Annotated in this window: 20 protein-coding genes; 18 read left to right on the top strand and 2 right to left on the bottom strand. The window is 29.0% G+C overall.

Translation table 11 applies throughout. The annotated features are described in order from the left end of the window. The first annotated feature begins 146 nt into the window (after positions 1-146). The 8 genes from dhaK (at position 147) to BUA92_RS04325 (ending at position 5,683) form a co-directional block, all read left to right on the top strand. Positions 147-1,145, top strand: a complete 999-nt coding sequence (gene dhaK / locus BUA92_RS04365) for a dihydroxyacetone kinase subunit DhaK (RefSeq protein ID WP_073017118.1) — start codon at positions 147-149, stop codon at positions 1,143-1,145. 28 nt (positions 1,146-1,173) lie between these two features. Beyond that, positions 1,174-1,803: a dihydroxyacetone kinase subunit DhaL gene (dhaL, locus tag BUA92_RS04360; protein WP_073017117.1), complete on the top strand. Its 630-nt coding sequence runs from the start codon at positions 1,174-1,176 to the stop codon at positions 1,801-1,803. Between the two features lie 14 nt (positions 1,804-1,817). Continuing rightward, positions 1,818-2,207, top strand: coding sequence for a dihydroxyacetone kinase phosphoryl donor subunit DhaM (dhaM, locus tag BUA92_RS04355; protein ID WP_073017115.1), 390 nt, complete (start codon positions 1,818-1,820; stop codon positions 2,205-2,207). 168 nt (positions 2,208-2,375) lie between these two features. Then, entirely contained in the window at positions 2,376-2,912 is a 537-nt protein-coding gene (locus BUA92_RS04350) for a VanZ family protein (RefSeq protein ID WP_073017113.1), read from the top strand. Positions 2,913-3,024: 112 nt separating this feature from the next. Beyond that, entirely contained in the window at positions 3,025-3,471 is a 447-nt protein-coding gene (locus BUA92_RS04345; protein WP_073017111.1) for a GNAT family N-acetyltransferase, read from the top strand. Positions 3,472-3,858: 387 nt separating this feature from the next. After that, positions 3,859-4,533, top strand: a complete 675-nt coding sequence (locus tag BUA92_RS04335) for an HD domain-containing protein (RefSeq protein ID WP_073017107.1) — start codon at positions 3,859-3,861, stop codon at positions 4,531-4,533. Position 4,534: 1 nt separating this feature from the next. Continuing rightward, complete coding sequence (locus BUA92_RS04330; protein WP_242950055.1) at positions 4,535-4,987, top strand: GNAT family N-acetyltransferase; 453 nt, start codon at positions 4,535-4,537, stop codon at positions 4,985-4,987. A 15-nt stretch (positions 4,988-5,002) separates the two neighbouring features. Continuing rightward, positions 5,003-5,683: a GNAT family N-acetyltransferase gene (locus tag BUA92_RS04325; protein ID WP_073017105.1), complete on the top strand. Its 681-nt coding sequence runs from the start codon at positions 5,003-5,005 to the stop codon at positions 5,681-5,683. 81 nt (positions 5,684-5,764) lie between these two features. On the opposite strand, the gene BUA92_RS04320 is transcribed toward BUA92_RS04325, so the two are convergent. Next, positions 5,765-6,667 carry a helix-turn-helix domain-containing protein gene (locus tag BUA92_RS04320; RefSeq protein ID WP_073017103.1) on the bottom strand — a complete coding sequence of 301 codons (903 nt, stop codon included), beginning with the start codon at positions 6,665-6,667 and terminating at the stop codon, positions 5,765-5,767. A 205-nt stretch (positions 6,668-6,872) separates the two neighbouring features. On the opposite strand from BUA92_RS04320, the gene BUA92_RS04315 reads away from it, so the two are divergent. The 5 genes from BUA92_RS04315 to hepT all read left to right on the top strand — a co-directional run bounded on the left by BUA92_RS04315 (position 6,873) and on the right by hepT (position 8,931). Then, entirely contained in the window at positions 6,873-7,133 is a 261-nt protein-coding gene (locus BUA92_RS04315; RefSeq protein WP_073017101.1) for a hypothetical protein, read from the top strand. Positions 7,134-7,299: 166 nt separating this feature from the next. Then, entirely contained in the window at positions 7,300-7,602 is a 303-nt protein-coding gene (locus BUA92_RS04310; RefSeq protein WP_073017099.1) for a hypothetical protein, read from the top strand. Between the two features lie 27 nt (positions 7,603-7,629). Then, positions 7,630-8,067 carry a hypothetical protein gene (locus BUA92_RS04305; protein ID WP_073017097.1) on the top strand — a complete coding sequence of 146 codons (438 nt, stop codon included), beginning with the start codon at positions 7,630-7,632 and terminating at the stop codon, positions 8,065-8,067. 74 nt (positions 8,068-8,141) lie between these two features. Next, positions 8,142-8,555: a type VII toxin-antitoxin system MntA family adenylyltransferase antitoxin gene (gene mntA, locus BUA92_RS04300; RefSeq protein WP_073017095.1), complete on the top strand. Its 414-nt coding sequence runs from the start codon at positions 8,142-8,144 to the stop codon at positions 8,553-8,555. Continuing rightward, entirely contained in the window at positions 8,548-8,931 is a 384-nt protein-coding gene (gene hepT / locus BUA92_RS04295) for a type VII toxin-antitoxin system HepT family RNase toxin (RefSeq protein WP_073017093.1), read from the top strand. The genes mntA and hepT overlap by 8 nt, the downstream gene beginning before the upstream one ends. An 86-nt stretch (positions 8,932-9,017) precedes the next feature. Here hepT and BUA92_RS04290 read toward each other — a convergent pair whose 3' ends face one another. Then, positions 9,018-9,332: a hypothetical protein gene (locus BUA92_RS04290; protein ID WP_073017090.1), complete on the bottom strand. Its 315-nt coding sequence runs from the start codon at positions 9,330-9,332 to the stop codon at positions 9,018-9,020. 183 nt (positions 9,333-9,515) lie between these two features. Here BUA92_RS04290 and BUA92_RS04285 point away from each other — a divergent pair, with 183 nt between their 5' ends. The 5 genes from BUA92_RS04285 (at position 9,516) to BUA92_RS04265 (ending at position 13,606) form a co-directional block, all read left to right on the top strand. After that, complete coding sequence (locus tag BUA92_RS04285) at positions 9,516-10,178, top strand: Type 1 glutamine amidotransferase-like domain-containing protein (protein ID WP_083553402.1); 663 nt, start codon at positions 9,516-9,518, stop codon at positions 10,176-10,178. 10 nt (positions 10,179-10,188) lie between these two features. After that, a complete protein-coding gene (locus tag BUA92_RS04280) occupies positions 10,189-10,440 on the top strand; it encodes a hypothetical protein (RefSeq protein WP_073017088.1) in 252 nt (83 codons plus the stop codon). Positions 10,441-10,482: 42 nt separating this feature from the next. Beyond that, complete coding sequence (locus BUA92_RS04275; RefSeq protein ID WP_073017086.1) at positions 10,483-10,866, top strand: cupin domain-containing protein; 384 nt, start codon at positions 10,483-10,485, stop codon at positions 10,864-10,866. A gap of 16 nt (positions 10,867-10,882) precedes the next feature. Continuing rightward, entirely contained in the window at positions 10,883-11,509 is a 627-nt protein-coding gene (locus BUA92_RS04270; RefSeq protein WP_083553401.1) for a class I SAM-dependent methyltransferase, read from the top strand. 213 nt (positions 11,510-11,722) lie between these two features. After that, positions 11,723-13,606, top strand: coding sequence for a sensor histidine kinase (locus tag BUA92_RS04265; protein ID WP_073017082.1), 1,884 nt, complete (start codon positions 11,723-11,725; stop codon positions 13,604-13,606). Positions 13,607-13,610 lie beyond the last annotated feature (4 nt).

Genomic DNA, 13,610 nt, shown 5'->3' with positions numbered 1-13,610 from the left:
GATATTTATTCCCAACCATAACTTAAACTTTCTTGTAAACATTTACTGAATAATGAGGATTTATAGTTTTGGTTAATATTGGCTTGAGTTTTGCTATATATATTATTGAGGCAATTAATTTATATATTTAAGGGAGGAAGAGGTTTATGAAAAAGATAATAAATAATCCAGAATTAGTAGTTGAGGATATGCTCTCAGGAATGGTAGCTGCTCATCCAGATTATGTGAGAAAGCTAGAGAATGCAACAGTGCTAGTAAGAGCAAATTCACCAGTTCAAGGAAAGGTAGCTTTAGTTAGTGGTGGAGGAAGTGGACATGAACCATCTCATGGTGGATATGTTGGAAAAGGAATGCTTGATGGAGCAGTTGCAGGAGCAGTATTTACATCACCAACTCCAGACCAAGTATATGAAGCTATAAAAGCTGTTGATTCAGGAAATGGTGTACTTTTAGTTATCAAAAACTACACTGGAGATGTAATGAATTTTGAAATGGCAAAAGATATGGCTGAGATGGAAGGAATACAAGTAAGTACTGTAGTTGTAAATGATGATGTTGCAGTAGAAAATAGTACTTACACAGCAGGAAGAAGAGGAATTGCAGGTACAGTATTTATACACAAATTAGCAGGAGCAAAGGCTGAAACTGGAGCAAGCTTAGAAGAAGTTACAAGAGTTGCTGAAAAGGTAATTGATAATGTAAGAAGTATGGGTATGTCTATATCATCTTGTATAGTTCCAGCAGCAGGAAAACCAAACTTCACTTTAGCTGAAAATGAAATGGAAATAGGTATGGGTATTCATGGAGAACCAGGTACTCATAGAGAAGAAATAAAAACATCAGATGAAATCACAGAACATCTAGTTAATAAGATTCTAGATGATATGCACCTAGAAGATGGTACAGAAGTTGCAGTAATGGTAAATGGATTATGCTCAACTCCTCTTATGGAACTTTATATAGTAAATAAGAAGGTTAATGAAATGCTAACTGAAAAAGGAATCAAGATTCATAAAACATTTGTAGGTGAATTTATGACATCTCTTGAAATGGCAGGCTTCTCTGTAACCTTATTAAAACTTGATGATGAGTTAAAAGAATTATTAGATGCACCTGCTGATACTCCAGCTTTAAGGGTACTTTAATTACAATACAATCTATGGGGGAGATAACATGAGTATAAACGGCAAAAAAGTTATAGAAATATTAACACAAATAGCAGAAAAAATAGATGAGAATAAAGGGTATCTTTCAGAACTAGATGCAACCATAGGGGATGGAGATCATGGTATAAACATGAGCAAGGGCTTCAAGGCTGTAACTGAAAAGTTAAAGGAGGATGATGGCGTAGATATTTCAGGAATTCTAAAGAAAACAGGTATGGCTTTAGTATCTACTGTTGGAGGTGCATCAGGCCCTTTATATGGAACAGCCTTTATGAAATCATCCATGAGTGTAAATGGAAAAACAGAAATAGATATCGAAGATTTTTCAAACATGCTTAAAGATGCTCTTGACGGAATAAAGATGAGAGGTAAGGCTAAGGCAGGAGAAAAGACAATGATAGATGCTCTAGAACCAGCATTAGAAGCTATAAATAAAGGAATAGAGCAAGGATTAGAATCTAAAGAAATATTAAAACTTGCTAAAGAAGCTGCCTATAATGGGGTAGAATATACTAAAACTATAATAGCTACAAAAGGAAGAGCAAGCTATTTAGGAGAAAGAAGTATAGGACATCAAGATGCAGGAGCAACTTCATCTGCAATAATACTAGAAACAATATATGAAGCTATTGAATAATAAGGAGAGTAGTCATGGTAGGAATAGTAATAACTTCACACAGTAAAAACATAGCAGAAGGCGTAAAAGAACTAGCTCAGCAAATGGCACCAGAAGTTCCTATAGCTGCATCAGGAGGAACCTCTGATGGAAGAATAGGCACAGATGTTACGAAAATAATGAATGCAATAGAAAGTGTTTACTCAGAAGATGGAGTAGTTCTCATATTTGATTTGGGAAGTGCCTTTATGAATGCAGAAATGGCAATCGAGATGATGGATGAAGATAAAGCAAAGAAGATCAAAATAGTAGATTGCCCAATAGTTGAAGGAGCTGTAACCTCAGCTGTAGAAAGCAGTATAGGAAAGTCAATAGAAGAAATAGAAGAAGCATTAAAACCTATGAACCTAGGGAAAATGCCATAAAATAAGCCGCAAATAGTTTAAGACTGTTTGCGGCTTGTTGCTATTAATTTATTAGTCATCATCTTTTATTAATAATTTCTTTATGTTTTTTAAGATTTATTTAGAAGCCTCTTAAGAATTTGCTGATAAAATTATCTACAGACAGTAAAATATTTAGGAGGAAAAATAATGGAAATTAGTAATAGAAAAGCTGGTATAAAGTTAACCAAGATATTGTTTATAATTTATATGATTGCGTTATTTTGGATTATAGTATTTAAATTTAATATACACTTACCTTCTTTGAGAAATATGAGAAGTATAAATTTAATTCCTTTCAGTGAACCTTTAATCTTAAATGGTAGACTTGCCTTTGGTGAAATGATTATGAATGTAGTAATTTTTATACCACTTGGCGTATACGCAGGAATCCTATTTAAAAGATGGAGTATTTGGAGAAGAATTATCTTGTTTTTCTTAATTAGCTTAGTATGTGAAGTATCTCAATATATTTTGAATATAGGAGCTTCTGACATTACTGATATAATTAATAATACTCTAGGCGGAATAATTGGATTAATTATATATAAAATCATTGAAAAACTATTAAAAAATGGTGTTAAGGTTGAAAAATTTATAAATATAAGTGCATCAATAGGAACTGTTCTAATGATTTTATTTTTATCATTACTAAAGATAAACAACATATGGCTATTTAGGCATTAGTGCATTACATACTGTTAGTGAACTATTTGTTTTATATATTTGGAATTGATGTTATTTTTAGGTATAATTATATAAGAAAATAAAAATATAAATTGGTTTGGAGAATAATTGAGTGAGATATAGTATTGTAAGAGTTAGTTCTGAAAATTATTCGTTATTTGACGATATGATTTATTGGAGAATAAACGGTAGTGAAAGAGTGCCATCTAAAAAGAGTATTCCAGAAGACATCATAAATGAATTGAATAACCACAATTTATTTATATATGCCGTTGAAGTTGAGGGACGATATGTTGGTTGGATATCATTAGTTTATATGCCAAAGGTAGGTAAGTTTAATGGTCATGGACATGTATATGTTGATGAATTATGGATTGAGCCATCATACCGTAAAAATGGATTAGCTGAAAAACTAATGAAACAGGCAGAAATACTGATGAAAGAAAAGTGCTCAACAGGCATTAGATTATATGTAGACATTGATAATCTAGGCGCAAAAAACTTATATGAGAAATGCAATTTTAAGATTTCATGCACAGCATACTTAATGGAGAAATAGTCTGTTGAGAAAAGTAAGGAGGGCTTGAAGTGAATATACATGGTTTACTGGTGGTTGCCACAGGGATTATTTTTATAATTTATTCCGTGATATATAAAAATAAGATAAGTGTTAATATGAGTGATAAGCTTGTATTAATAGATAGAGAAAAGTTCTTGAATCTACAGCTATATTTTTCGATATTTAATTCAGTATGCATGATTGTTTTTGGAATCTTAATAATCAAATATAACTTACATAGTACATATGTATTAATATATGGCTTCATATTTATATTTATAAATTATATGTTAATACCAATAAGTATAAAGAAAGAATATATAAAGCATAAATAAGAATATCCTGTTAGTTAAACATAATCTTATAGTACTTAAAAGGAGAATAAATATGAATACAGAACAAAGACATAAAAAGATTATAGAAATAGTTAAAGATAAATTAACCTGTTCAGCGCATAACTTAGATCACGTATTTAGGGTTTATAACCTTTGTTTACTTATAGCTAAACATGAGGAAAATGTTGATTTAGAAGTACTGATTCCAGCTGCATTGTTACATGATATTGCTAGAGTTGAGGAAAGTAATGATAAAACAGGAACAGTAGATCATGCAGTTTTAGGTAGTGAACAAGCAGAGGAAATATTAAAACAATTAAGCTATGATGAAGAAAGGATTCAAAAGATAAAACATTGTATTAAGACTCATAGATTTAGAACAGGTAATGTACCTGAAACTATAGAGGCAAAGATATTATTTGATTCAGATAAATTAGATGCAATAGGAGCTACTGGAATTGCTAGAAGCTTTATGTTATCAGGACAGTTTGGACAAAGGTTAGCATTTGATAGTTCACTTGATGATTATTTAAAAGAAAATACAGCTGAAAATGGAAGAGTGAAGGACATGTCTAAACATTCTCCATTAATTGAATATGAAGTAAAGCTTAAAAAGATTCCAAACAAACTATATACAGATAAAGCTATAGAAATAGGAAAAGAAAGAATTAAAATTATGGAAGCTTATTTTGATAATCTGAAATTAGAATTAAAGGGACTTAAGTAGTATGATGGAATTTAAACTTGAATTTAAGGAAATAACTTTAGATGATATTGATGATTTAGCTAAAATGTATGTAGAAACATTTAATTCACCTCCTTGGAATGATAATTGGACATTAGAAACCTCGGCTAAAAGACTTAAACAGTTTATTAACTGTGAAGATTCTTATGGAATTACAGCATATCAAGAAGATAAACTATGTGGAATGATATTAGGAAGTCAGGAGCAATTTTATGATGGCATAATGTTTAATATTAAAGAGTTTTGTGTTAAAAATGATATACGTAATAATGGAATTGGAACCTTAATATTAAAAGAGTTTGAAAAATTATTAAAAATAAAAGGAGTTAAGGAGATTGTTCTTTTTACTTCGAGAGAAGATGGTACAGAAGGATTTTATAGTAAAAGAGGATTGAAGTCCTATAATAGTATGGTTATGATGGGTAAGGAGTTATAGATTATAGGAGGAAATATGATTAAATACTTAATGAAAAATCAACTATTACATATAGGAGTGATTGAAGTAATTAATAGAAATTCAGCAGAAATATTATATTCTGAAGATGATGGAGTGTTATTAAAAGAAAAGATAAGCGGAGCATATATGCTTTCAGTTGAGAGTTTCGAAAAAGGAAAAAGTTTAATTGATGAGTTAAATGAAGGTAATCTATTTTTAGTTCATCAAGAATTTATGACAGATTATATTATTAAAAAGTTTAACTTAGCTCATAAACTTGAATGTTTTCAAGCTTCCTACATGAGTAAAAATAAACTTAAAGTGAAATCTGAACTTGAAATAAGACCTCTAAATATAAATCAAAAAGAAGTCATTTTAGAGAATTATAATAAACTATCTGAAGAAGAAATAGATATTTTATTAAATACTGAAAGTTTATTTGGAGGTTACAAAGAAGATAAGCTTGTAGGATTTATAGGTAATCATCTAGAAGGAAGTATAGGCCTTTTAGAGATTTTTCCACCTTATAGAAGGCTTGGCTATGGGGAAACGCTTGAATGCTTCATGGTAAATCATATGCTTGAACAAGGCAGGGTACCTTTTGGACATATAGAGATAGAGAATGATAAATCCATAGCACTACAAAAGAAGCTTGGATTTACTTTATCAGAAGATAAGCTGTATTGGTTATTTTAATATAATATTTTTGACTATAACTTTTATTAAAAAAGGGGCTGTAGTTAGCTTTGTTGGAAGCTACTACCGTCCTTTATTAAATTAAAGATATTTTACTGATAGATTATTTAATTCTGAGATTAGTTTGTCATTTTTTAACTTTGAGGCTATTGGTAAAAAGGTATCTAAAGTTTCCTTTGCTTTTTCTAGCCAGCGGGGTTTATCAATAAACTCAATAGTTCTCATATTATGAAGCCTGTCTGCAAGTTTGACCATTATCACATCTTCATCTTCAATACTATTGTTGAAGTTTGCAATCTTCTGAGCAATATCCGCAATCCTTTCAGAAAACTCTAGTTTTATTTGTTCAAAAGAAAAGGAAGTAATATCGTGGAGTAGCCCAGAGATAATAGCATCATCACTTCCATTCATTTCTGATAATAAGATCGCGACATTCAAAGGGTGAGTCACATAATCATCACCAGAATATCTTTTTTCATCTTTATGAGCAATACAAGCAAAATAATAGGCTTTCTTTAAGAGTTTTAAATTATATTTTACCTTATTGTTATTCAAACTCTTTATTAATAAATCATAGAGTTCTTCCTTAGTAGAATGAAGTTCAGTGGTCTGCATAAATAATTGATTCATACAATAATTGCCTCCTTTTGAATAATTAATTTGAAAACTAAAAGCTCTTAAAAGAGAAGGTGAGAAGCCAAATCTTTTTTTGAATGCTTTAGCGAATCCATTGTGAGAATTATAGCCATAGTCTAATGAAACTTGAAGTATTTTGCAGCCATTTATTATTTCTTCTGAGGCTTTGATAAGCCTACGTTCAGTTACATATTCCATAACAGATAAACCGACATGGGCTTTAAAAAGTCTTGAGAAGTAATATAAAGAATATCCAGCATTTTTTGCTATATTCTTAGAAGATAGGGATTCAGTTAGATTTTCTTCAATGTATTTTAGACTATTAACTATATGATTGTTGGGTTTCATATAAGCACCGCCTCCATTAATATAAGAAATAGAGTTTTAGTGAAGTTCTTCAGACTTCTACAGTAATAATGTGTATAGTATACATTATTTAATTGGAAATTTCTGTTCCAATCTTGCTTAAATTGAAAAAAGTTAATAATACTGCAATACCATGGGAAATACTGTATAATTATATGAAATAGTTAAATTTCAGGGGGCGATTTTAATGAGATTACTTGGTACTATAATTTTTATATGTGGAGGCATATTTCTCACTATTATTAGTTTAAAGACCTACAAAAATGAAAAGACGAATAAGATTCGATTATTGTTAAATTTATCAGAAGGCATAATATTAACTATACTTGGATTAGTTTCATTAGTAGATAATATAAATATTGAACTAATAGGAATTTTAGGATGTGTTATATTGTTAGTTGATAGGATCATAGATTTTATGCTCAATAAGAAGGGAGCCAAAGTATAGGTTTTAATTTTTTTGAGAAGCACCTATCCTATTATTTTTGCAGGAATGACAGGGTTGTCTTATAGAGTAGTTGCTGAAATAAAAATAAGAAATATATAACATTCTATAGTGGAAAATACTGTATAATATTAGCATAACTTAATTAAGTTTTTAGGAGGATATTTTAATGAGAATAACATGGAGTTTAGTATATTTATTTGTTGGAATGTTTTTTGTATTTGGTAGTTTAATCACATACAAAAAAGATAAGAGAGGTAAAATATATAAGCATGGTAGTTTTGGCTTGGGTAAGATTGGGAAGTATAAATTGTTGCTATCTTTAGCAGAAGGAGTAGTTCTCATAATATTAGGATTAATATCACTTATAAAACATATAGATTTTCAAGTGGGTGTGTTAGTAATAGGTGTAGTTCTATTAGTTGACAATATACTAGTTCCTAAGTTAGAGAAAAAGATAAGTGAAGAATAAATGTAAGTTATATAAAGGAGAGATAAAGTGAAGAATAGATATAAACCAGCTTATATTTTGGTAATTATAATTATCTCAATTTCATGTATTTATAACTTCTATCAACATAAAAGAATAGAGAACTACAAAAAAGAATTGACTAATATAGTAAGAAAAAATATACAGAAGTTTGCTGGTATTTCAAATAATATAGGTGATGAGGACATCTATGCAGAAAAGTATGCAAGTATAGCTACAGCACAGGAAGCTTATATTGCTTTAAATAATAAGGGAATTCCTTCAGAAGAATGGGGTAATAGTCTTTCGTATTTATTTATTAATATAAAAAGAACTATGACTAATGATAAAGATAAGTTTAAAGAAGTATTTAAAGGAGCAGAGGCATCTAGATTAATGTTTAAAATATCAGATGACTTTGAAGACAAAGAATCTATTAGTAAGCTTCAAGAGTTATTAAATGAATAGATTATATTATATGTAAATGTTAAATTTATGTAGTATAATATAATTGAATAATAATATCATAAGGAGGTAGAGTTATGGTCAAAGAAAGTATTGAAAATCAATTAGAAAAAGCTGTTAAAATATTGAAGTTAGAAATAAACCCCTTTATTATCTACCTTCTAGGTTCAGCAAGCAGAAATGAATTAAGAGAAGATAGTGACATAGATATAGCATTTCTAAGTGAGAAATCCATTAGTGCTTATGAAGTGTTCATGTTAGCACAACGGTTATATGATGTTTTTAAGAGAGATGTAGATTTGATTGATTTAAAGGAATCATCCACAGTATTTAAGGCACAGGTTGTAGGAACTGGGAAAGTAATATTTTGTAGCGACGATTTAAAAAGACAGTATTTTGAGATGAGAGCTTTTAAAGAATATGCATTACTTAATGAAGAGAGAGCAGAGATACTTAAGAATATAAAAGAAAGAGGTAATGTTTATGGCTAAAGATGTACTTTTCAATAAAATACAAACGATAGAGAGATGTATTAGTAGAATAAGCGAAGTGTACGACGATAATCCGGATAATTTGAAGGATTATACTAAACAAGACTCTATTATACTAAATATTCAGAGAGCCTGTGAAATAGTATCTGAAAAAAAATTAGGAATACCTCAAAATAGTAGGGATGCATTTGAGGTTTTATATGCTAATAATCTAATTAATGAGAGTTTGATGTCAGATTTAAAGTCTATGGTTGGTTTTAGAAATATAGCTGTACATGATTATCAAAGTATAAATTTGAGTATTGTAGAAATGATAATAAAAAATCACTTAGACGACTTTAAAAAGTTTACCTATGAAGTTAATAAATTAGTTTAATAATTTCTAAGATTTGAACACTATTACTAAAGTAATGGTGTTTTTTAATTTCAGCTATCTTAAAAGACACACAATCTAGGTGCCTTTTAAGATAGATATACTTCACCATTACCAACGATGACAAGCCTATATTCCGGGGTTAAAGGAGCTAAATTATATTTATCTGATCTTGGAGGTAGCTGAAAAGCCTGAATTCCAACTTGATTTTCATTAAAAACTATAACGTAGATATTTTCATTTGAAATGTTTTGGATAAAATACTTATTCTCAGGAGCTGGATTAAAGTCAGATAACTTATAAACCCCTTCCTTAAATGTATTAGGAGAGGCGTTAGATACAATAAAGTTTAAATTCACAAATATAAATAAAGTTATTAAAAATGAATAGATAAATTTTTTCATATGAGTGCACTCCTTTCAAGCTTAGTGTGATTAAATGGATAATTAAATATACCTTTTAAAGCATTAAATAATTTAAAAGGAAGTTTTATGGATAATTACTGTTTTATTGCTTAAAATTAACAGGTAAATTGTGTATAATATTTATAGGATAAAAAATATGCAAAAATAAGGAGATGATATATAGTGATAAATATATTATTAAGTGGCTACAATTTTGGGGAAGAATGGGGAAAAGATACGATTAAAAAGTACATAAGCTCAGAATATAAAATTGTAGTTATTCCTTTTGCATTTAGTGAAGCGTGGATAAATAATTCTAACGAATGGGACAAGGCTTATAGTAGAGAATATGGTAAGTATTATAGAGAGCTAATTAAACCATTTGGAGAGCTTGGAGTAAGTGAAGATAATATTACATGGATTAATTTTTTTAAAGATAAAAAAGAGGATATGAAAAAAGCTATAGAGGAGAGTGATGTTGTATTTTTTACTGGAGGGCTGCCTGATAGAGCTGTTGAGCGTGTATTAGATAAGGGAATACTTAATTCTAAAGCTAAAATAGTAATGGGTGCAAGTGCAGGCGCTTTAATGCAGTTAAAGGATTATCATATATCACCTGATGAAGATTATTCAGAATTTAGTTATCAATCTGGATTAGGTTTAATAAAGAGTAATTTTTATATTGAGGTGCATTATGAAGATACAGAAGTTCAATATAGTTGCATCAAGAAGGTTTTAAAAGAAAAGACTGATACGGTTTATGCTATTAAAGAACAAGGTGGAATTATTTTAGATGATGACAAGCTTATATTACTGGGAAACGTAACTACCTATCAAAACAATTAGGAGGTTAATTATGATTAAAGCAAAAAAAGTTATTATCACTTTTATTATTTCATTTATAGTTTCTTATTTGATAGTAGGATATGCTGCAAATAGTATGTTTGTAGGTATAAAGTGGGTGGAAAATATCACTATTTGGGGGAAGCTTAAAGAATATTATGTGAGAACTGCTTCTTTTAATATAGTGCCTACATTAATATTGTCTATAATAGCTACTTGTATTATTAATTATCCCTACAATAAAACTAACGAGAATATAGTTTAAAATTGATTTTGAATAATCTTTAGGGAATAAGAGGAGTTAACTATGGAATTAGATATTTTTACTAAGTTAGATGGGATTTCAGTAACTAAAGAAAATAAAACTGATGTAGACTATTTTATTTTTGATGAATTTGAGATTCACTTAAATAAAATTCCTCCAAATACAAAGCAAGAATACCATAAACATAAGATCATAGAGGAAGTATTAGTTGTAACTAAGGGGGAACTTATAGTTAAATGGAAAGAAAATGAATCAATAGAGGAGAGAACTGTACTTAAAGATAATATAGTAAGGGTAAAAAAATCTATTCATACTATTGAAAATCATACCGATGAATGGGCTGAGTTTATTGTATTTAGAATGGTACCATCAGGTGAAGATAAGAGAGAGGTAATAAAGAAAGATAAAGTAATTATAGATATTTAGATTAAGGAGAATAATATTGGGAAATCCTTGGGAAAAAATAGATTTAGAAGTTTACGAAAAGCACATGTCTCATGACAATGTGTATCAACTGCAAAAATTAAATGAAATTATGAAAGAGCAGTTTCAAGATAATAAACATGAATATATTGGAGTTCTTGGAGTAGCAGGGGGAAATGGACTTAATAATATAGATATTTCTAAAGTTAAAAAAGTTTTTGCCATAGATGTTAATAAAGAATATCTTAATGTCTGTAGAGAAAGATATGATTATATGGGAGAGATACTGGAAACTATTTGTAGAGATATAAATGATAAAGAATTTTGTTTTCCAAAAACAGATTTGCTTGTGTGTAATCTTATTATTGAATATATTGGGGAAGAACAGTTTGTAGCTATAGTTGATAGAAATAAAGAAAATATAAAATTGATATCTTGTGTCATTCAAGAAAATGAGAAAAATTCTTTTGTAAGCGACTCAGAATATTCTTCACATTTTACACCCATAACATCAATAAATCATGACATAAATGATAATAAACTTAAAAATTTGTTTACTAAGAGAGGCTTTAATTGCATTAAGACTAAAAACTACAATCTTCCCAATAATAAAAGTTTCATTAGATTGGATTTTAAGAAAGTATAGTGTTATACATTATTTAAATAGAATACTTAGATATTAAACACCTCCCCTGTAAGATGTATTAAATAATACACAGTATACATGAGAGGTGTTTTTTATGAAAATTAATAATAAGAGGTAAGGTATTAAAAGGGTATTAAAGATGTTATAATTAAAAGGATTATAAGTAGATTTATAGTAATAATTCCATTTCGTGAGAGAGGTAGGAAAAGCAGTATGAAGAAAATGTCTATAAGATTTAAGCTTATGATATTAACATTAATACCTTTAATACCCTTCACCATTCTTCAAACTATAGGGATAAAAAATAACTTCAATAGAAGCATAGAGCAGAAATTTGAAGAAAGTGAAGAGTTAGGCAGATCTATATATAAATCATTTGTTAATTATATAGAAGAATTATGGTTTCAGGAATTGATTATAAGTAAGCATATAGTTGAATATGAAGATAAAATAGATGATATTCAAGCATATTTAGATAAAGTATTAGATACTGATGAAACTACTATGGAAAGATTATCTTTTATAAATACTAATGGGGTTATAGTTGCTAGTACTACTAAAGAGCTTGTCGGAAAATCAGTAGTTAATCAAGATCACTATGAAAGAATAAAAGCTGGAGAAGATAAAGTTTTAACTAATCTTGTTAAAGAGTATAATGGTGGATCAGTTGTATTTCCTGTATCTAGAGCAGTTAAAAAGGATGGACAACTTATGGGGGTAATAGCAGGTGTTATAGATGTTAATAAATTTGTATCAAAAATGCCTGATTTTAAAAAAAATGAGGGCGATATTTTTTCATTGATTGATGGAAATGGCTATAGAGTGTATTATAGTGCAAATTTAAATATGTCTTTTGAGGAAAGATTAAGTCCAAAAGATGCTCCTACATGGGAAGCACTAAAGGGGGAGGAAGTAAGAACTTATAAGCGGAAATCTTCTTTTGATGGTGATTATAGGATGGGAATAGATTATCCTATTAAAGAATTTGGGTGGGATATTATGATAAATTCAAAACGTAGTGTGGTTTTGAAAGACGCCTATATACAAGTTATAGAATCTATAATTACTCTTATAATTATAATAATAACAGCACTAATAGCTTCTTATATATTTGGCAAAAAAATTGTTGATCCTTTAATGTTGTTAAAGAGAAAAACAGATGAATTAAAAAATGGTGATTACAGTGTTAGAACTAATATTAAGGGTGAAGATGAGATTTCATCTATGGCTGAAGCTTTTGATCACATGGCACAAAGCATACAAGAGTATGACAATATGAAAGGTCAGTTCTTTGCTAATCTGTCCCATGAACTTAAAACACCTATAAATGTTATATATTCAAGTACTCAACTAATAGATAGTATCAAGAACTCAAAGGATTTAAATAAGTTTAAAGAAAAAACTATAAAATATATGATAGGGATAAAGCAAAATAGTTTTAGGCTTATGAAGCTAGTAGATAATATGATTGATGCAACAAGATTTGAAAATGGATATATAAAAATGTCTTGTAGGAGTACAAATATAATAGGCGTAATAGAAGATATAAGTTTATCTGTTGTTAGATATGCAGAACAAAAAGGAATAAAGATTATTTTTGATACTGATATAGAGGAAAAAGAAACTTTCTGTGACCCATATATGATAGAGAGAATAATATTAAATATCATATCTAATGCTCTTAAGTTTACTGATGAAGGTGGGTACATATATATAAATGTTGAGGACCATGAAAACAAGATAATAGTATCTATAAGGGATACAGGGATAGGCATACCAAAAGATAAGCTAGAAGTGATATTTGATAGATTTAGACAAGTAGATACATCTTTAAATAGAAATCATGAGGGTAGCGGATTAGGGTTATCAATAGTAAAATCATTAGTTGAAGCCCATGGCGGAAATATAAATGTAAAAAGTCAGTTAGATGTTGGTACAGAATTTATAATAGAATTACCAATAGTTAATGCTCCAAAAGATTATACTAAAAATAAACAAGAGGTTTTAAATAGTGAAAGCAATACAATTCATAAGATAGAAATTGAGTTTTCAGATATTTATTCAATACAATTTGATGATTTTAAAGATGATAATTGATGGT

The organism is Clostridium intestinale DSM 6191 (genome assembly GCF_900130055.1).
GTDB lineage: Bacteria > Bacillota > Clostridia > Clostridiales > Clostridiaceae > Clostridium_T > Clostridium_T intestinale.
The sequence above is the reverse complement of the archived record's forward strand: the minus strand, read 5'-3'. Positions and strand labels throughout refer to the sequence as shown.

Coding starts and splice junctions, on each gene's coding strand:
- dhaK (WP_073017118.1), top strand. CDS start 147: ATGAAAAAGATAATAAATAATCCAGAATTAGTAGTTGAGGATATGCTC.
- dhaL (WP_073017117.1), top strand. CDS start 1,174: ATGAGTATAAACGGCAAAAAAGTTATAGAAATATTAACACAAATAGCA.
- dhaM (WP_073017115.1), top strand. CDS start 1,818: ATGGTAGGAATAGTAATAACTTCACACAGTAAAAACATAGCAGAAGGC.
- BUA92_RS04350 (WP_073017113.1), top strand. CDS start 2,376: ATGGAAATTAGTAATAGAAAAGCTGGTATAAAGTTAACCAAGATATTG.
- BUA92_RS04335 (WP_073017107.1), top strand. CDS start 3,859: ATGAATACAGAACAAAGACATAAAAAGATTATAGAAATAGTTAAAGAT.
- BUA92_RS04330 (WP_242950055.1), top strand. CDS start 4,535: ATGATGGAATTTAAACTTGAATTTAAGGAAATAACTTTAGATGATATT.
- BUA92_RS04325 (WP_073017105.1), top strand. CDS start 5,003: ATGATTAAATACTTAATGAAAAATCAACTATTACATATAGGAGTGATT.
- BUA92_RS04320 (WP_073017103.1), bottom strand. CDS start 6,667: ATGAAACCCAACAATCATATAGTTAATAGTCTAAAATACATTGAAGAA.
- BUA92_RS04315 (WP_073017101.1), top strand. CDS start 6,873: ATGAGATTACTTGGTACTATAATTTTTATATGTGGAGGCATATTTCTC.
- BUA92_RS04310 (WP_073017099.1), top strand. CDS start 7,300: ATGAGAATAACATGGAGTTTAGTATATTTATTTGTTGGAATGTTTTTT.
- mntA (WP_073017095.1), top strand. CDS start 8,142: ATGGTCAAAGAAAGTATTGAAAATCAATTAGAAAAAGCTGTTAAAATA.
- hepT (WP_073017093.1), top strand. CDS start 8,548: ATGGCTAAAGATGTACTTTTCAATAAAATACAAACGATAGAGAGATGT.
- BUA92_RS04290 (WP_073017090.1), bottom strand. CDS start 9,332: ATGAAAAAATTTATCTATTCATTTTTAATAACTTTATTTATATTTGTG.
- BUA92_RS04280 (WP_073017088.1), top strand. CDS start 10,189: ATGATTAAAGCAAAAAAAGTTATTATCACTTTTATTATTTCATTTATA.
- BUA92_RS04275 (WP_073017086.1), top strand. CDS start 10,483: ATGGAATTAGATATTTTTACTAAGTTAGATGGGATTTCAGTAACTAAA.
- BUA92_RS04265 (WP_073017082.1), top strand. CDS start 11,723: ATGAAGAAAATGTCTATAAGATTTAAGCTTATGATATTAACATTAATA.